Annotated in this window: 17 protein-coding genes; 2 read left to right on the top strand and 15 right to left on the bottom strand. The window is 63.5% G+C overall.

The window, feature by feature from the left end:
• From art_RS17950 to art_RS17930, 5 genes are all read right to left on the bottom strand, one after another.
• Entirely contained in the window at positions 1 to 978 is a 978-nt protein-coding gene (locus art_RS17950) for a 3-hydroxyacyl-CoA dehydrogenase family protein (RefSeq protein WP_052136740.1), read from the bottom strand.
• A gap of 2 nt (positions 979 to 980) precedes the next feature.
• The gene (locus art_RS17945) at positions 981 to 1,469 is read right to left on the bottom strand and encodes a ribose-5-phosphate isomerase (RefSeq protein WP_038467092.1); all 489 of its coding nucleotides are present in this window, start codon (positions 1,467 to 1,469) and stop codon (positions 981 to 983) included.
• Complete coding sequence (dhaL, locus tag art_RS17940) at positions 1,466 to 3,208, bottom strand: dihydroxyacetone kinase subunit DhaL (protein WP_038467089.1); 1,743 nt, start codon at positions 3,206 to 3,208, stop codon at positions 1,466 to 1,468. Before dhaL ends, art_RS17945 begins: the two co-directional genes overlap by 4 nt.
• Positions 3,209 to 3,288: 80 nt before the next feature.
• Positions 3,289 to 4,296, bottom strand: coding sequence for a sugar phosphate isomerase/epimerase (locus art_RS17935; RefSeq protein WP_038467086.1), 1,008 nt, complete (start codon positions 4,294 to 4,296; stop codon positions 3,289 to 3,291).
• Positions 4,297 to 4,494: 198 nt separating this feature from the next.
• Positions 4,495 to 5,196, bottom strand: a complete 702-nt coding sequence (locus tag art_RS17930; RefSeq protein WP_038467083.1) for a GntR family transcriptional regulator — start codon at positions 5,194 to 5,196, stop codon at positions 4,495 to 4,497.
• A 166-nt stretch (positions 5,197 to 5,362) separates the two neighbouring features.
• Here art_RS17930 and art_RS17925 point away from each other — a divergent pair, with 166 nt between their 5' ends.
• Complete coding sequence (locus art_RS17925; RefSeq protein ID WP_038467080.1) at positions 5,363 to 6,418, top strand: alpha/beta hydrolase; 1,056 nt, start codon at positions 5,363 to 5,365, stop codon at positions 6,416 to 6,418.
• 600 nt (positions 6,419 to 7,018) lie between these two features.
• On the opposite strand, the gene art_RS17920 is transcribed toward art_RS17925, so the two are convergent.
• The 8 genes from art_RS17920 to art_RS17885 all read right to left on the bottom strand — a co-directional run bounded on the left by art_RS17920 (position 7,019) and on the right by art_RS17885 (position 15,722).
• Entirely contained in the window at positions 7,019 to 7,831 is an 813-nt protein-coding gene (locus art_RS17920; protein ID WP_082000409.1) for an FMN reductase, read from the bottom strand.
• Between the two features lie 132 nt (positions 7,832 to 7,963).
• Positions 7,964 to 9,403, bottom strand: coding sequence for an aspartate ammonia-lyase (aspA, locus tag art_RS17915; protein ID WP_038470879.1), 1,440 nt, complete (start codon positions 9,401 to 9,403; stop codon positions 7,964 to 7,966).
• 57 nt (positions 9,404 to 9,460) lie between these two features.
• Positions 9,461 to 10,429: an asparaginase gene (locus art_RS17910; protein WP_038467076.1), complete on the bottom strand. Its 969-nt coding sequence runs from the start codon at positions 10,427 to 10,429 to the stop codon at positions 9,461 to 9,463.
• Positions 10,426 to 11,133 (bottom strand): FadR/GntR family transcriptional regulator, encoded by a 708-nt coding sequence (locus tag art_RS17905; RefSeq protein WP_038470877.1) that lies wholly within the window; start codon positions 11,131 to 11,133, stop codon positions 10,426 to 10,428. Before art_RS17905 ends, art_RS17910 begins: the two co-directional genes overlap by 4 nt.
• A 265-nt stretch (positions 11,134 to 11,398) precedes the next feature.
• Positions 11,399 to 13,429 (bottom strand): DUF5107 domain-containing protein, encoded by a 2,031-nt coding sequence (locus tag art_RS17900; RefSeq protein WP_173425245.1) that lies wholly within the window; start codon positions 13,427 to 13,429, stop codon positions 11,399 to 11,401.
• 169 nt (positions 13,430 to 13,598) lie between these two features.
• Positions 13,599 to 14,123: a hypothetical protein gene (locus tag art_RS17895; protein WP_038467074.1), complete on the bottom strand. Its 525-nt coding sequence runs from the start codon at positions 14,121 to 14,123 to the stop codon at positions 13,599 to 13,601.
• Positions 14,124 to 14,142: 19 nt separating this feature from the next.
• Complete coding sequence (locus art_RS17890; RefSeq protein ID WP_038467071.1) at positions 14,143 to 15,060, bottom strand: TIGR01777 family oxidoreductase; 918 nt, start codon at positions 15,058 to 15,060, stop codon at positions 14,143 to 14,145.
• A complete protein-coding gene (locus art_RS17885) occupies positions 15,057 to 15,722 on the bottom strand; it encodes a TetR/AcrR family transcriptional regulator (protein ID WP_038467069.1) in 666 nt (221 codons plus the stop codon). Before art_RS17885 ends, art_RS17890 begins: the two co-directional genes overlap by 4 nt.
• 214 nt (positions 15,723 to 15,936) lie before the next feature.
• On the opposite strand from art_RS17885, the gene art_RS17880 reads away from it, so the two are divergent.
• Entirely contained in the window at positions 15,937 to 16,398 is a 462-nt protein-coding gene (locus art_RS17880) for a hypothetical protein (protein WP_157875343.1), read from the top strand.
• Between the two features lie 208 nt (positions 16,399 to 16,606).
• Here the strand turns inward: art_RS17880 and art_RS17875 are convergent, their stop codons facing one another.
• Positions 16,607 to 17,368, bottom strand: coding sequence for an ABC transporter permease (locus tag art_RS17875; RefSeq protein WP_038467063.1), 762 nt, complete (start codon positions 17,366 to 17,368; stop codon positions 16,607 to 16,609).
• A complete protein-coding gene (locus tag art_RS17870) occupies positions 17,365 to 18,210 on the bottom strand; it encodes an ABC transporter ATP-binding protein (RefSeq protein ID WP_038467061.1) in 846 nt (281 codons plus the stop codon). The genes art_RS17875 and art_RS17870 overlap by 4 nt, the downstream gene beginning before the upstream one ends.
• Positions 18,211 to 18,216: the final 6 nt, after the last annotated feature.

The following is an 18,216-nucleotide window of genomic DNA, read 5'->3' as shown; positions in this document are numbered from 1 at the left end:
TTAATGAATGGGTGCCGGACCGAGGTCTTCGAGCAACGCCGACATGGCGACGTAGGCCTTGTTGCGGTAGGCGATGAGCTCGGCTGTCCGCTCGGCCGGGACGTTTAGGAAGCCGGAGCCCGTCTTGGTGCCCAGCTTGCCGGCCTCGACCAGGTCGCTGAGGATCTTCGGGGTGGCAAAGCGCTCGGGGAATCCGGTCTGCAGGGACTTGTAGCAGAAGTCGTACACATCCAGACCGGCCATGTCGGCAATCGCGAAGGGCCCGAAGAAGGGCAAGCGGAAGCCGAAGGTCGTGCGTACCAGGGTGTCGACGTCGTCCGCGGTGGCAATGCCTTGCTCAACCAGCTGCGCGGCCTCGTGAAACAGCGCGTACTGGAGACGGTTCAGCACGAATCCGGTGACGTCCTTGACGACAGCCGTCTGCTTGCCGGTCGAGTGGACCATGTCACGCGCGGCGGCAACCGTGGCGGCCGACGTTTCAGCGTGGGGGATGATCTCGACCCCGGGGATGAACGGTGAAGGGTTGGAGAAGTGAACGCCCAGGAAGCGCTCCGGGTTGACCACCGGTTCGGCCAGGTCAGCGATGGAGATGGTGGAGGTGTTGGAACCAATGATGGCATCCGGGCGGGCCGCGGCGCTGATGCGGGCCAGGGTTGCATGCTTGATGGCGATGACTTCCGGGACGGCTTCTTCGATGAAGTCCGCGGTGGCGACTGCTTCCTCAATGTCCTTCGCTGCCCACATGTTCTTGCGCAACGTTTCTGTGGCGCCAGCAGGGAACAAACCGTCAGCCACAAACTGATCCGATTCGACGAGCAGACGTTCGTAATTTGCGGCGGCAATCTCGGCCGACACATCGGCCAATGCCACACGGGCTCCGCCCAAGGCCAGAACCTGGGCGATGCCGCCACCCATGTAGCCGGACCCCACGACGGCAAACTGCAACTGTGTTTCAGAGTTTTCCATGGTGTTGCTCATGATCAGACTGCCTTCGTGTAGTTCGGTTCGTAGGAGCAAATCGCATCGACTTTTTCCGCCGAAGCAGAGAGTTCATCGAAAGTGTAGGAGAGCCATTCGGTGACCAGTCTCTTGGCCAGTTCCAAGCCAATGACGCGCTGGCCCATGGTGAGCACCTGTGCGTTGTTGCTCAGCACGGAGCGTTCCACCGAGTAGCTGTCGTGCGCGGTGACGGCACGGATGCCGGGGACCTTGTTGGCTGCGATGGCGACGCCCAGACCGGTGCCGCAAATAAGCAGTGCGCGGTCAGCTTCTCCGTCAGCAACCTTACGTGCAGCATCGACAGCAACGTGGGGGTAGGCCCGCTTGTCGTGTGCGCCGACGCCGATGTCCTCAACTGAGAGGACGCGGGGGTCTGCTTCGAGGAGTGCCACGAAGGCGTTCTTGTACTCGACACCAGCCTCATCGTTTCCGACGACGATCCGGTAACCAGTTGTTTCCGTGGCGCTCATGCTCGCGTCCCACTTTCCATTAGTTCGTTTTCGAGGTGTTGGCCCAATCGCTCAACGATCAGGCCGAAGGAGACAGCCCCGGGGTCCGGGTGTCCCAGGCTCTTTTCCGCCAACGGCCGTGCCCGGCCCTTGAGGGGGCGAAGATTGGCTGTTTCCGCAGCAGCATCCCGGGCGATGACCGCAGCTTCTTTCAGTGCCTCCACTACGGAGCTCCCGGCCGCTATGGAAGCAACAAACGCGTCCCGGAACGGCAGGATGGCATCGACCATGGTCTTATCTCCCGGTTCGGCCTTGCCCAGCGTGGTGATGGCATTGCTAAACGCCTCGACGGCGCCGGCCGCATCCTTGCTGGAGTAGGAATCCTGATTGCCAAGTGCAGCTGCGGCGGCGATAAATGCCGTTCCCCACAACGCACCCGAGGTACCCCCGGCTTTCTCCGACCAGGCCTCGCCGGCCGCGGTTAGCACGGCACGAACAGAAGCACCGGCGTCCAGATCGGCCGTTTGTTTGGCAGCTGCGTTGGCGGCGTCCACACCGCGGCGCATACCGATGCCGTGGTCGCCGTCGCCGGCAATCGCGTCAAGGTTCCCCAGCGCCTCCTCGTGCTCCATAACCACGTCCCGGATGGCCGACACTGCCGTTACTGCTTGCAGACCCAACGCGGCCGCGGCCGGTGTGGGCGCTTCCTGCTGTGCCGTTTCCGCTTCAGCAACGGCGGCCACGTGGCGCTGGGCACGGGGCGTTGCGTTGCCCTTGCGGAAAGCCGGGGTATCGGCGGGCGCACCCCAGTAGTCCTTCAGTTCTTCGTCGAGCCACAGCAGGGTCAGGGACAAACCGGACATGTCCAGGCTGGTCACCAATTCACCGCATTCGGGCTCAATGATGCTCAGGCCCGCGTCGATCAGGAGCGTCTCAACCCTGCCGAACAAGAGGAACAGCTCGTCGTATTTGACCGTGCCCAGACCGTTGACGATCGCGACAACTTCGGTGCCCGCATCGTCCGGCTTGTCGGCCAGCAGTCGCGAAACCAGCAACTCGGCCAGCTCGGATGCTGTGGGCATGGGGTGTTCGGAAATGCCCGGCTCACCATGGATGCCCAGGCCGAGCGCCATCTTTCCGGCGGGCACATGGAAGAGTGCCTCAGCCGCGCCCGGCAGGGTGCAGCCGTCAAAGGCCACGCCCAGTGAGCGGGTGCGGTAGTTGGTCTTGATGGCCAGACGTTCGACGTCGTCCAAGTTCAGTCCCGCTTCGGCAGCGGCACCGGCGATCTTAAAGACAGTCAAGTCCCCGGCTATGCCACGGCGCTTTTCCCATTCATCAAGCGGGGCACTTGCAATGTCATCCGTCACGACGACGGTGCGGGTTTCAATGCCTTCTGCATTGAGCCGTACTTGTGCCTGGCCGAAGTGCAGCACATCGCCGGCGTAGTTGCCGTAGCTGAGCAGCACTCCGCCGTTCATGCTGGCGGCCTTGGCCACCCGGTAAATCTGACCGGCGGCGGGTGAGGCAAACATGTTTCCGCACGCCGATCCGGCGGCGAGACCGGCACCCACCAGACCGGCGAAGGCAGGGTAGTGGCCGGAGCCGCCGCCAACGACCAGAGCGACCTGTCCATCGTTCATTTCGGTGGACCGGACCACGCCGCCATCCACCCTGGCAACGTACTGCCGGTTCGCTGCGACGAAGCCGTCAAGTGCATCCTCGGCAAATTCAGCGGGATTGTCGAATATCTGAGTCATGATTCCTTCTTGAGTCCTGTGCGTTGGCTCTGGCAGAAGCGCGGCTGTGGCACACTCCGTGGCTTTGTCGGGCTAGTGCCTCAGACGGTGAGCAGCGAGGTTGCCGGTGCGGGAAGCTGGCGGCCCTGTGCAACCTGGCTGGTACCCAATGCGTAGCCAGCGGTCTTCGGCAGGATCTGTGAGCGCAGGTATTCCTGGTTGCGGGCCGTCACGCTGAGGCCGTCTCCGCCGTAGTGCTCGGTGCAGATGATGCCCTGGTAGCCAACAGACAGTGCCACTTTGAAGGCTTCGCGGTAGCTGATCAGGCCGCTTTCCATGGGAGCAGGCAAGGCGACGTAGTTGCCGCGCGCCACATTCTCATCCCGGATGTAGTTCTTGACGTGCCAGTAGTTGGAGTACGGCAGCGTCTTGGCGACCATTTCGCGCCAGTCTTCGATGGGGCGGTGCAGGCGGATCAGGTTGCCAATATCCGGGTTGAGACCGACATTGGCCAAGTCGATGTCCTGCACCAGCTGCACGGAAGAATCCGCGGTGCCCAGATAGGTGTCTTCGTACATCTCCAGGGAGAGGAGGACCCCGGCCTCGGCTGCGTGCTGGCCGAGTTCGCGGAGGCGGGTGACTGCCTTGTTCCAGGTGTCGTGGTCGCCGACCGGATCCACGTGGCCCTGAACCGTCCAGAACCACAGCTGTTTCTGCTGTTCTGCAGTGAGTGCCTGATGGAGGCCGACCGAGACAACTTCACAACCCAACGCCGCTGCGGCGTCGATGGTGCGGTGGCTGTAGGCCAAGTTCTCTTCCCAGTTGACCTCGTCAATGACGCTGCTGCGGATGGCAGAGATGACTGGGATGCCGATTCCGACATGATCGGCAGCTGCTTTGAATTCCTGCAGGCGTGATGCGCTGAGGTCTCCGGGGCGTACCCAGCTGTCGGTCAGGTCTGCATTGGCGAAGCCCGCATCCTTGACCTCCTGGAAAACATCAACCCAGACGGAAGCCTCTGCATCGTTGACATGAACGCCGACGGCGCTTGTGCCGGAGAACTGCAGCAGGGCCGCGGTGATGGGCCAGTTTTCTGCTGTGTAAGCCATGTGGTTCACTCCTCTGTGTGGATCCTGTTTCCTATAGGATCTACTATCTACGATCACTTTAGATATGTCAAGCGTCACAGTGGAGGAAGCAATTGGCCGCCTTAGGGGCGCAGAAAACCCGCCCTGTTACCTTCACAGGGCGGGCTTTTCTTGAGGGCTCAGATGCGCCAGTCTTCGGCGCCTCGGACGTCAGTCGCGTCAGATTTCGGGCAGCGCTCCGGTTTCTGGAGCGTCAGCCATGGCCCGACTGCGGACATTGGAGAGATGCCGGACCATTTGGGCCGAGGCGTCATCTCCGTCACCAGCCTGCAGGGCCTTGAAAATGGCCTTGTGTTCGGAAATTGCATGATTGGCATCGGTAATGCCCACGCCGCTGAACAGCCGAAACCGCTGGACCTGGCCGCCGAGGGCATTGTAGGCGGCAAGCATGAATGGATTGCCCGCATTTTCGGCAATCAGGCGATGAAACAGCTCATCCGCATCAAAATAGCCTCGGAACTCCGCGAACGAGGGTCCTCGAGGAGCCGCTTCCATATGATGAATGGACTGCTCCAGAGCGGCGATAACGTCCTCCGCCATCCGCTCACTGGCCAGCTTCGTATTCACCGGTTCAATGACCAACCTGGCCTCCATGAGGTGCGCCATATCATCGGCGGAAGCCAGTGGTGCCACACGGTAGCCCTTGAGAGCCACCCGTTGGACCATGCCGGTATGTTCCAACCGAGCCAAGGCTTCCCGAACAGGAGTGGGTGATACCTCCAAGTCACGGGCGGTGCCGTCTATGCTTACGGAGGTCCCCGGCAGCATCCGTCCGTCCATGAGAGATTCCAGTATCTCGTCATAAACGTGGTCGGCCAACACCTGGCGGTTGACTGCGTGAGTTCCTTGCAATGACTTCATGGGGCTAATCCTATAGGATTGTCAATCACTTGGTTGTCTTGGCCCGCTGGGCGGGTCCCACTCAAGCCACCCACCGCCGTCGAGCTTTCAGCAGTGCCGCCGTCGAGCAGCCAGCAGCGGTGTCCCGCACGTCGAGTGGAGCGTGGAAGAATGAAGGTGATCGACCATGACAGCCAGCACAGCCTTTCACAGCACTCAGCACCAGGACGGCGATTCGGAGCCCCCAACCCCTGTTGCAAAACACACACGCCAGATTCCCGACATGCCGCGCAGGCTTTTTTTCCTCACAATGGGAACGGCCGCATTTTCCACGGCCTTCCAAGCCAACATTTCCGCCGATGCCCTGCTCACCGAGCGCACCCAGTACCGCGTCACCACGCCCGACAATGAGGAAAACAAAACGGCGGCGCAGCGCTTCCCCGGCAAGACCTGGTACCTGTTGGCGGGCTTCCGGGTCAGCTACCGTGACGCCGGTCGCAAGCTGGCCGCCCTCCAGCCGGTCATGAATGAGCGCGCCCCGGCCTCCTACATCGGCTACTCCAATGACGGCATCGACGTGGCCCAGCTGTTCATCGCCATCCAGCGTGATGTGTACCAGCGCAAGATCGACACCGTGTACTTTTATGGCGACAGTTTTGGTGGCATGGTCGCCGTCGTTCTGGGTTCCCTGCTCGCGTCTGCGGGGCTGAAGGTGAAGCTCATTGTCATGGGCTCAAGTCCCAGCAATGTTTCCGACACCCTTGACCCCGGCAAGGAATACATCGACCTGGCCGGCCGGATTGTCCCATATCTGGGCGTCGTGGGCCGTCTGGGCGCGGGTATTTGGGGCGGCCTGAGCAACCCCAACGGCCAAGGCATGTACCAGGCGGCGCGCCGTGGCATTTCACATTCCTTTGATCCCAACAACAACTCGCTGATCCTGAGCACCACCCAGGCCACCTTCCTGAGTGCCTTCCCCCGCCAGTACGACGGCGGATTGCCCACCACCACCGGCATTGGCCTCATCTACGACCCTGACGATTTCATTGTCAATGCCAGCGCCGCCATCAGGGGCTGGGAGGCGCTGCTGCCGCGCAATCCGCGCTTTGACTACAACATTCCGAAGACCGGCCATGCCAGTCCGGAGATCCATCCGGACATTTACCGCACGGCCCTGACAGTGGTTTTGGATGAGCTTGATCCGCCGCCGCTGACGTCCCGGCCCGACCAGCCCATCTTCTAGCGGACTGGTCGCTACCCCCAAAAAGAATTCGAGTTTGCAGTTCTTGGACCAAAAACGGGCCCTTGTGATTCTTACATGGTTGATTGAGCCGGGCGCGCCATCCTGGTCTCCCCGACGTTGTGTGACATGCCGGATCATTCGATCCCAGCGGCTCCGCCGGGGTTGAGAGGTAAATGCGCGCCGAGAAGGGGCCAAACTCGCATAGATCTGAACCTGTTTCGCCGAAAATGGTTCAGGCTCGCGAGAAGGGCGCATCTTTGACGCCAGGTCACGGGTTGGACCCATTCTCGGCGAAACCGGATGCCACACAATACGGCTCAGGGACATTCTCGGCGAAGCACACACCCTCCGGCACGAGTTTCCAGTAGCCCTGCGAAAAGAAGCGGGGGAAAGGAAGCGGAGACGGTGCCAGCACCCGAGCCGTGGTTCACCCAGCAGCCCATTTCCAGGGCGAGGGACTGAAAGCGTGACGGTGAACCCACCCACCGAACAGCCACAAGAACCCAAAACGACCGGAATGCGCTTCCCGAGTCCAACAGCTGCATACTCGATCTAAAGGACTCGGCTTATAGGAGGGACCAGGCGGGCACTGGGGTATTTCTAGCGGCGTTGAGTTTGGGCGAGCAACTCTTCAAAGGGCAGCGACGTCATTTTGGCCGTTTCGTGCTGCGCGCGCTTGGCCTTGTGGTCGGGAAATCCCTTGCCTAAGAATCCGACGGCGGGTCCCTCCCGGTATTGCTGCCCGGTACGCACCTCACTGGTTCCACGCCCGGTGCCCACATCCCGCCCGTCACCGGAACCAGCCACGGCGGCAGCCGGCGCAACAGCATGGCTGCCATCCGGCGTCGTGCTTCCCTCCGGAATGGACGGGATATGGCTGGCAATGACGGCGGCAAGCTCGGCCGCACCCTGGCCGATCCGGCGTTCCAGGGTGTTCTCGCCGGAGCCGCCCCAATCCTCGGGCGAGGCGTAGATGGCGGTGGGCATGGTGGTGGCGCGCAGGTAGCTAAAGAGCGGGCGCATTGCCATGTCCAACACCAGCGAGTGGCGCGGTGAGCCGCCCGTGGCGCCGAAGTACACGGGCATGCCGTCGAGGAATTTCGGGTCCAGGACGTCGAAGAACGACTTGAACAAGCCGCTGTAGGATGCGCTGAACGTGGGGGTGACGGCGATCATGGCGTCGGCGGCCTCCACGCGGCTGATGACGCCGGCGAGGTCCTGGCCGGCATACCCGGTGACCATGTTGTTGGCGATGCCGGTGGCGTAATCGCGCAGGTCGATCACGTCAAGCGTGGCGGTGATGCCCATGGCAGCCAGGCGCGACTGCACGTCGGCGCCCATCTGGTCCGCCAGCATGCGGGTCGAGGAGGGGACGCCGAGACCTGCCGAAATGACCACTACCGTACGCTGCATACTGACTCCTTAGTTCATGCGTTTGCATCTAATGGAGTCAACTTGCGAGGGCGGGAAGTTATTCCCGGATGGTGCCCGGCAGCCGGGCCGCAGATGTGTCGCTGTGTTCGGGGATCGGTCCCCGCGGTTTGTTTAGTCGCCGAGGTTGGCGAGGTGTTCGGGGCGCAGCAGCTCGTCGAGCTGTTCCTTGGTGAGTAGCTGGTGTTCCAGCACCAGCTCGGCCACGCCGCGTCCTGAAGCCAATGCCTCCAGCGCGATCTTGGTCGACGTGGCGTATCCCAGCACCGGGTTCAGGGCTGTGACGAGGCCGATCGAGTGCTCCACCTGTGCGCGCAGCTTGTCCTCATGGGCGGCGATGCCCTTGATGCACTTGTCGGCCAGCGTCATGCAGGCGGCTTCCAGGTGGCGCATGCTCTTGGTCAGACTGTGCACAATGACGGGTTCAAAGGCGTTGAGCTGCAACTGCCCGCCCTCGGCCGCCATGGTGATGGTGACATCGTTGCCGATGACCTCGTAGGCTACCTGATTCACGACCTCGGGGATGACCGGGTTGACCTTGCCGGGCATAATCGAGGACCCTGCCTGCACGGCGGGCAGCGTGATCTCGCCAAAGCCGGCGCGGGGACCGGAGGAGAGCAGGCGGAGGTCGTTGCAGATCTTGGAGAGCTTCACGGCCACACGCTTGAGTACGCCCGACAGGTGCACAAAGGCGCCAACGTCCTGCGTCGCCTCGATTAGGTCAACGGAGGTGGTCAGCGGCAGACCGGAGATTTCCACGAGGTGGCGGCAGGCCAGCGCGGAGTAGCCAATCGGCGCGTTCAGGCCCGTGCCGATGGCGGTGGCGCCGAGGTTGATCTCGTGCACCAACAGCGTGGATTCGGCCAGCCGGGCCCGGTCCTCCCCCATCGTGACGGCGTAGGTGTTGAATTCCTGGCCCAGCGTCATGGGGACGGCGTCCTGCAGCTGGGTGCGGCCCATCTTCACCACTGTCCGGAACTCCACGGCCTTCAGTGCGAAGGCATCGCAGAGGTATTCCATGGCACCCACCAGCGATTTTGCCGCGAAGATCGTGGCGACGTTGACCGCCGTCGGATATACATCATTGGTGGACTGGCTCAGGTTCACGTGGTCGTTGGGGTGCAGGTATTGGTAGTCGCCCTTGGCGTGGCCCAGGATTTCCAGTGCCCGGTTGGCGATGACCTCGTTGGCGTTCATGTTCGACGACGTCCCGGCACCTCCCTGGATGACGTCCACCACGAATTGTTCGTGCAGTTCCCCGGCGATGATCTCCTGGCAGGCCGCGATGATCGCGGCGGCCCGTGTGTCATCGAGCAGGCCGAGCTCGTGGTTGGCCTGGGCCGCCGCCTGCTTGACCATGGCGAGGCCGTTAACAAGGTGCGTGTTGTAGCTCAGCGGAATGCCCGTGATAGGGAAGTTTTCCACGGCGCGCAGTGTGTGGACGCCCCAGTAGGCGTCAGCCGGGACGTCCCGGTCACCAATCAGGTCATGCTCGCGGCGGGTGGCTGTTGCAGCGGTTGCGGTGAGCGGGTCGGAAACAGGCGTGGTGGACATGGTCTCAGTCATGGTTCTCCTTGGAGGGGCGCTTCATCGCGCCGTCAGTGTGGATGGTCAGTTTGTTGTTGGCAGGCCGCGGAGTTCGCCGACCGGCTTGCCGCCGCCCAGCACGGGGAGGTTGTTGAACGGTTTCAGCGCGGCGGGGTCAACGCCCAGCGCGAGCAGGACCGGGACTGCTGCCGGCATCCGGGCGCGGTCCCCGCCGTCGGAAATCTTCAGGGCAAGAGAGCTGCCGTCCTCGAGGGCGATCACCTGAATGCCCTCGAAGCCATCCTTGGCGAGCAGCCCGGGGACAGCACTCATCAGTGCGGTGACGTCGCGGCCATGACCGGCCACCAATGCGGGGTGCTCACGCATGGCGTCGGCCACCCGGCGCTCCGGCGTGCGGGACTTGGCTGTCACGAGGCGGGCGAACGCACGGGCCATGCCGGTCAGGGACAGGCCGAACACCTCCGTGCCGCAGCCGTCGGTGCTGATGGCGGTGATTTCCTCACCGGTCAGCTCAGCCACGGTTTCGCGGATGAGCATTGTCAGGGGATGTCCGGCGTGCAGGTAACTCTCCAGCGGCCAGCCATTTTTGACGCAGGTGGCCAGCAGCGCCGCGTGCTTGCCGGAGCAGTTTTGTGCCAGCTGCGTGGGGCCACGGCCTGCGTTCAGCCACTGTTCACGTTCTTTTACGCCGTAGGGCAGGTCGGTGGAGTTGCGCAGGTCCACCGGTGTGAGTCCGGCGTCGGCCAAGATCTTCGCCGCTGTTTCCTGGTGCTCCGCGGCGCCCGAGTGGCTGGCCGAGGCCAGTGCCAGCTGATCCGCGGGCAGATCCAGACCGGCCCGCAGCATGGCCACGGCAATCAGTGGTTTCAGGGCCGATCTCGGGTACATGCGGGCCGTGGGCTCACCTCGCGAAAGGAGGCTCCCGCCGTCGTGCTGCAGTGCGATCAGCGAGCCATAGTGGACGCTCTCAACGAGCTCGCCGCGAGTCTGGACGGCGAGGGGTTCGTGGGCGGGGAAGTCGGTGTGGCTCATGCGTGTTTTTCTCCCATGATCAGGCTGAGGGCGGTGTCGACGGCGGATAGGTGGGTGGCCATGGCCAGGCCGGCGTCGTGGGTGCTGCCGCGGACGATCGCGTCGAGGATGTGTTGGTGCTCCATGTCGGATTGGCGCGCGCGGCCCGTGATGAGGTTGATGGTTTCCGACTGGTTCACCAGGGCGTCGCGGATGTCGTTGACGACGCTTTCAAACACGCCGTTGCCGCTGGCGCGGGCGATGGCGGCGTGGAAGGTGGCGTCGAGGCTGACCCAGATTTCGGGGTCGTCCTCCTCGGCCATGAGGGCCAGGATGCCGCGCATTTCCTCGAGTTGCTCCGTGCTGCGGCGGGTGGCGGCGAATTCGGCGGCGGGCACTTCAATGTGAGGGCGGGCCTCCATGAGGTTGCGGGCTGAGAACGGGCCGAGGACCAGATCACTGGATGCCCGGCTCGCGATGACAAAGGTGCCCTTGCCGGTCTGGGTTTCGGTCAGGCCCAGGGCGGTGCACGAGCGCAGGGCTTCGCGAATCACGGAGCGGCTGACGCCATATTGGGCTGCGAGAGCGGTTTCGCTACTGAGCTTGGTGCCAACTTTGAGCTGGCCGTCCTCGCTGGCGGAGCGGATGGCTTGGAATACGGCCTCGGCGGCGCTGACACGGACGATTTGTGACTGTCCGGCTGTCCAGTTGCCTGACAGGTTCATAGGAATGACCATGGCAGCCATCGCAGCCCTCTGTCAACATGCCTCCCCCACCGACCCCCTCCAGACCCTCGCGCACATCAGGGGCATTTCCTTGTGACGCTCCTGCAGCTACGGGGCCTTATTCCAGAACGCTCCTGCAGCTGTGGGCCTCTCGCCTCGCACCTTGCCCCCCAGGAGGGAAAGCGTTCGCTGAAAGTGCCCCGAATCTGCAGGAGCGTCGGGGAAAACAGCCCCATATGTGAGCGAGCGTTGATAGGGGGCGGGGTTAGTGCATGCTGAACTGATACTGTTCCGGGACGTCCTCGCCCGGGCAGACCTGGCGCCACAGGTCGGTGATGGAGTTGGCCCCTTCGCGGAGGTCGGGCACCTCCACTCCTGCCTTGAGAATGGCGGCCGCCGCAGCAGTGTCACCCGCGGCTGCCAGCGCACCTGCTTGCAGGAAGCGGACACGGTCCAACCTCGCGAGCAGTTCCGGCGCACCGGACAGCAGTTCAAGTGTCAGCCCGGGTCGCCCGTTCTCCAGCGCCAGCGTCATGGCTTCAATGAGCAAATTGCGGTTGTCTGTTTCCAAGGCGCAGGCAGCCGCACATTCAGCCAGTCCCCCATTGACATCTCCGGCACCCAGCAGGGCCAGACCCAAACCGCGGTGGGCCAGTGCCCGGCTCCGCACGCTCAAGGGGGCGCCTGCAGCAAAAGTGCCGGTCAGTACCTGGCGGTACAGCGAGGCGACAACCGCCAGGTCCGCCGCCGACACGGACGCCCGCGCATGAACCATGACGGCGTGGTGAAAGGCCCCCTCGGCGCTGGAATTGCGGCCGGCCGTGAGCAGGTCCTCCCAGTCAACGCCGCGTACAAACGACGCCGCCCCGCCAAACGGTTGGCTCGGCGCCTCGGCCGCGGTCGCTTCAAAGGGCTTTTCAACAATGCCCTCGTTCGCCTGCAGCAGCTCAAGCCACGGCGCCTGGTCCGCAGTCAGGGTCTCATCGCCAAAGGGTGTGCCGGTCTCGTCGATCCAGTCGGCCTGGGAGTGCTGGCGACGGACCCGCTCCACAGCACCCCAGCCGTTGCCGGCCACCACCATTTCCGAAGGCGGCAGATCGGCCCAGCGTCCGGCGTCGGACAATGCGGCAGACATCGAAAGTTCCGACACCAGCGCCTCCACACGCTGTGCCCCATGGGCGACGGCGGCATCCCACTCCCCCGCGGCGAGCGCCGGGTCAAGCGCCGCGTTGCCGTAGGCCTCAACCCATTGCCAGGAGGCACCGGCGGGCATGGGCACGTGCTCAAATTGGGTCTGCGCCAGGCCGGCCTGGATTTCGGCGTAATGCCGCGGCTCGCCGGAGCCCGACGGCGTCAGCCACTCCTGCCAGCGATGACCGCCAACACTCTCGCCCCATACGAACAGCTTCCGGCCCCGCAGCCGCGGTGAGGAAATGAGCGCAAGCCCGTCTCCGGCGTCGTCCGCGGCAACCTCCCAGCGCCGCTCATCCTGGGCAATGTCAAAGAAAAAGTCCACCGCCTGCGCATTCTTCACGGCGAAAGTACAGTCGCCGCCGTGGAAATTCGTGGGATCCACGCGCGCCATCGAGCCGTCGTAGTCAGTGGCGTACGCGTTGGCCGCCGGGGCAATGACGCGCGTCGCCGGGGTCTGCGGGACGGCCGCATTGGACCACCAATACATCGGCACGGACGTGTCATTGGGGTTGCGAATGCGCACGGCCGTGAACACCACCTTCGACTCCGCAGGCAGCCACGCATCAAGCTGGAACACCACCTCGCGCAGCCGGTCGAACTCCCACATGCGCAGCACGTCCTGCCCCTCCGGCGTACGCACGATGGCGGTGTGCAGCGGCACGCTGGTGGTCGGGGAATGCCCGCGCGTGCCAATGTTGTACTCGATCCCGCCGGCAAACCAGGCGTTGCGCAGGGCCAGGTTGGCGAACTGGATGCGGTCCTGGGTGTGCAGCAGCGCCTTGCCGGTGGCCTTGTCGGTGAGATCCCACAGCCGCCCACCCAGCTGGGGCAGGAAGGTGGCCTTCACATGCGCATTTTCAAGCACGACGGCGGTCAGCTCCGTTGCGCTGGTCTCCCGCGAGTAGTCGTCCTGCATGGGGTAGGGGTAGATGTTCCCAACCTTTCCCCACCTCACGCCGGCGGAAATCTCCTCCGGAATGTCATTACCCACCGTATAGGGCGGCTCAAGCATGGGCTGGACTGAGGGCAGCGGAGAGTCCCCGCCCAACTCGGCCAGCTCAAGGGTCCTGGTGGTCAGCGTCAGGGTGGCGGCGGGGCTCATTCGGGATTCCAATCGCAGGTGGAGGGCGGCACTGCCCGGTCTCTTGATGGAGCCTATCGGATTCGGTCTTGGCCCGGCTGCTGGATGACAGCGACGCTCCGGACCCCGCGGCCATCCTGAGTCAATTCCTGGGCTAATTCCTGCGCGAATTCCTGCGCTAATTCCTGCGCTAATTCCTGCGGGCCACCATATTGATGACGACCGCCCGGCCGATCGCGGCGCTGACAGCAGCCCAGGCGGCCAGCGCCGCCACGGCCCACAGCATTTCAAACCGGTAGGAGAACAGGGCAACCACACCCATGGCCGCACCGACTGCGAGCGCTAATGCCAGCACGTGGAGTCGCTGGTCGCGGACTCTCCTCAGTGGCCAGGCGATCAAGATGGCCAGCGGCAGGCCAATGAACGCAGCAAAGGGGAACCCGAAGACCAGCGACAGCGGCAGTAACCCCCAACCCATGCCGTGCGGTGCCCATAACACAACGCTGGCCACCGTCAGCCCCAAACAAAACACGAAGAAGGTCACGAACCAGCCGGTCAACAGCGCCGGCGCCCCGTACCGCATGCTAAAGCTGTCCTCCTTCGCCCAGCTGGCCTCCTGCTCCTCCTGATAAACATTTACCTTCAGGCACTCGGCTCCAGTGCCGGCGTCGGGACCGCTGGCTTCGGGGTTTCTCGGGTTTTCGTTGCCGGTCATGGTGCAACCTCAAATCGAGTCACGGTGCAACCGCCGTTCCATCTTGAATTCCCTGCCGACCCGCAATGTCCGCGAGCGCTTCCTCGAGCCCGGGGTGATGCCAGACAAACCCGGCATCCTCCAGCTTGCCGGCCCGGACCCAGCGGCTCTTCAGGACCAGTTCAGTTTCCGTGCGGATCAGCACCGCACCGAGGGTGAGCAGCCACACCGGGGTGGGCAGCCCCACTGGCGCCCGGTACACGCGCCGCACGGCCGCCATCAACCCGGCGTTCGTCACCACCTCCGGCGCCGCAATGTTGATGGGCCCCGTGATGTCCGGATGTTCGTGCAGGAACAACACGGCCCGGAACAAGTCGTCAACGTGCACCCAACTGTATTTCTGCGCCCCGTCTCCCATGCGTCCGCCCAGGCCCAGCCGCGCCAGGGTGTTGAACGGCTTCATCACGCCGCCGCCCGGGCCCATGGCGATGGAAATTCGCAGCGGAATCCTGCGTGTTTCAGGGGTCGCCGCGGCGGCGAGCGTTTCCTCCCAGCCCTGCGCCACCTCGACGGAAAAGCCCGAGCCAAGTTCGCCGTCGTGCTCGTCTTGGGGCCGGTCCCGGGCATCACGGTAGATGGTTCCGGTGCTGGAGTTGAACCAGTCGCGCGGCGGTGTGGCGCAGGCGGCAACAGCCCGGCCCAGCTCCGCCGTGGTCTCCGTTCGGGACCGCATGATCTCCGCCTTGTTGGCCGTGGTGTAGCGGCAGGAGACCGATTTTCCTGCCAGGTTGATCAACAAGTCGGCACCTTCCAGTACCTCGGTGATGGCGGCTGTGTCGCCCCATATGGCATCCCCGGAGCGGCCCACGGTGCGGATCTGCCAGCCTGCGGCGTCGAACTGGCGGCGGAAATGCGTGCCAATGAATCCGGAGGCCCCGGCGATGACCACGGTTTTCACGACTGCACCCGGGCCTTGAGCGCGAGGGCTTCCGCCACCAGCGGCCTCACCACCGGCAGACGCGAGAAGCCAACCAACTTGGCGATCAGCGGCGCCGCCCCGTCGATCAGGGTCCGGGTGCGGCGTTGGCCTTCGGAGCGGTCGTAGACCCAAAACAGCACCACACCCATGTACCCGAGCCACAGCAGCTCGGGCAGCTGCGCGCGCAGGAAGTGCGGCACCTTGGCCCCCTCAACGACCTCACTGAAAATTCCGACGGCGGACTCCCGGACTTCCCGCGACGGCTCACCGAACGGGTTCAGTGGCGACTGCGGTGGCAGCGCACTGCCAATGAATGCACCGCCGAAGCCGTGATAGGGAGTGAGGGCGTCAATGCCGGCGTGCATGGCCGCCTTGAGCCTGTCGCCCAGGCCGCTTGCATCTGCCATGGCTTTTGACGCTGCGGTTCGCTGCTCGGTCACCGATTCGCGGTAGAGCTCCAGGACCAGATCATCCTTGGAAGCAAAGTAGTAGTAGGCGCTGCCAAGGGAAACCCCGGCCTCGGCGGCAATGGCACGCATGGTGGATTTTGCGTAGCCCCTGGCCCGGAACATGCCCAGGGCCGTCTCGAGCACGAGGGCCTTGGTTTGTGCGCTCTTGCCGTCCAGTTGCTTGCTGTCCATCCCGCACCCCTTTTTTTGAACGTGTTCAGTTCAGAGTAAAGCACGTTTTTTGAACACGTTCAAATCTGTAAGTCGGCGGTCCGCGGTCGGCTGCGCCCGCCGACGGGCGCAGCCGGCAAATGTTAGTATCGGGAATAGAACAAGCCCCCGGTGCGGGGGCACAACTGAAGGGGACAGTTTGTCTGTGAAAGCCAGCCAGCAAGATACTGCACATGTGAAGACGCGGGCAGTGCCGCTCCTTGTCGTGGCGCCGGCGTGCACGCTTTTGGCGGGCGTGGTTCTTTACGTGATTCTCAGCCCGCTGATGCCGAGCCACATTGCCAGGCATGTGGGGCCCGATGGTGTTGGGTACAGTCCCAGCTGGCTCGTAGTGTCCATCATGTTGGCCGCGGCCATCATTCCCTTCGCCATAGGCGGGGCCACGGGGCGAGGGTTCTTCCGCGATGACCACTGGTATCAAATCCAGAAGGCGGTGGTCGTCTGCTTCGTGTCGCTGGGCTACGGCATTGTCGGCGTGGCACTGGGAACGATCTTCAGCACAGTGGGCCTCGAGCCTAATGAGGTGTCCGACAGCTCGGTGGCCATGGGCATGCTCGGATTCCTGCTCCTGTTCGTCGCTGCGGTCTGCGTTTACACCGCGCTGCTTCCCCGGGCGAAACCGGAACCCTCCGTCTAGGACCAGCTCCCGGAGAAGCCTCCTGCCGGAGTGTCTACAGGAACACCCCGAAGGGAAGCGTTGGCTGGAGATGCCGCCTTCCGGTTCTTGCCGGTGCATCCACCGCCCCGTCCACCAACTCGCAGTAGATGCCCTCACATCGCAAATTGGCGGCATCTACTGCGAGTTGACGGACACTTGAGCTCCCGCCGTCGTACGTCATCACCCGCTACGCGATCTTCCGCCGGTACGCGGCCATGGCGAAAATATAGGCGACCACCAGGATGCCGACACACCAGGCGAGTGCTACCCAGATGTCCCCGCCCACCGGCTGGTGAGCCAGCAGGTTCCGGATCGTGTTGACGATCGAGGTGACCGGCTGGTTCTCAGCAAACCAGCGCACCGGGCCCGGCATGGTCTCAGTGGGCACGAACGCCGAACTGATGAACGGCAGGAAAATGATCGGGTATGCGAACGCACTCGCCCCGTCCGCAGTCTTCGCGGTAAGTCCTGGAATCACGGCAATCCACGTCAGCGCAAGTGTCAACAGGAGCAGGATCCCGGCCACCGCGAGCCACCCCAGGAGTCCTGCCCCTGAGCGGAATCCCATGATCAAGGCAACAAGCACGACGACGACCACGGAGACTGAGTTGGCGACCAGCGAGGTCACCACATGCGCCCACAGCACCGAGGACCGGGCAATCGGCATGGACTGGAACCGCTCAAAAATACCGCTCTGCATGTCCAGGAACAACCGGAACGCTGTGTAGGAAATGCCGGAGGCAATCGTGATGATCAGGATGCCCGGCAGCAGATAGCTGACATAGGAACCCGAGCCTGTGTGAATCGCCCCGCCAAACACGTAGACAAACAGCAGCAGAAAGGCGATCGGCATCAGTGTGGTCGTAATGATGGTGTCCATGCTGCGGGAGATGTGTCGCAGGGATCGTCCCAGCAGGACGGCGGTGTCGACAAAGAAATGCTTGCTCATGATGGATCCTTAGTCGTTTCCGGCAGAATCGCTTCCGACGGCGTTTTCCTTGCGTCGCCATTCCCGGCACGGCCGCCGTTCCCGCCAACAACGGCGAAGAAGACGTCCTCGAGGGTGGGCTGTTTTTCGACGTACTCAACCTTGGCCGGAGGCAGCAGCGCCTTAAGTTCGGCCAACGTGCCGTTCACGATGATCCGCCCTTCATGGAGGATCGCGATCCGGTCGGCGAGATGTTCGGCCTCATCCAAGGTCTGCGTGGTCAGCAGCACCGTGGTGCCGTGGCCGGCGAGTTCCTTGATGGCGGCCCACACTTCAATGCGCGCTTCGGGGTCGAGCCCCGTGGTTGGCTCATCGAGGAAGATGACGTCCGGGTTGCCGATCAGGCTCATGGCAATGTCGAGCCGGCGGCGCATGCCCCCGGAGTAGGTGGCGACTTTTCGCGAACCCGCCTCGGTCAGCGAGAAACGCTGCAGGAGGCCGTCGGCAATTTCGCCGGGTCCGTGGAGGTGCCGCAGTTTCGCGACGAGGATCAGGTTTTCACGCCCCGTGAGGATGTCGTCGACGGCGGCGAACTGGCCGGTGAGGCTGATCGATTCCCTGACACTTCCCGGCGCGGAGGTGACGTCAAAGCCGTTGACGGCGGCAGCACCGGCGTCGGACTTTAACAAGGTGGAAAGGATCTTCACGATGGTGGTCTTGCCGGCGCCGTTGGAGCCGAGGAGGGCGAAGATGCTGCCGCGGGCCACCTGGAAATCGACGCCGCGCAGCACGTGCACGTCCTTGAATGATTTTTCCAGGCCCGCCACGGTGATGGCAGGCGCCTGGGACTGGTTGGTGTTCATGGGTTT

It is taken from the genome of Arthrobacter sp. PAMC 25486 (assembly GCF_000785535.1).
Classification (GTDB): domain Bacteria; phylum Actinomycetota; class Actinomycetes; order Actinomycetales; family Micrococcaceae; genus Specibacter.
This window is presented reverse-complemented; position numbering and strand designations above follow the sequence as displayed.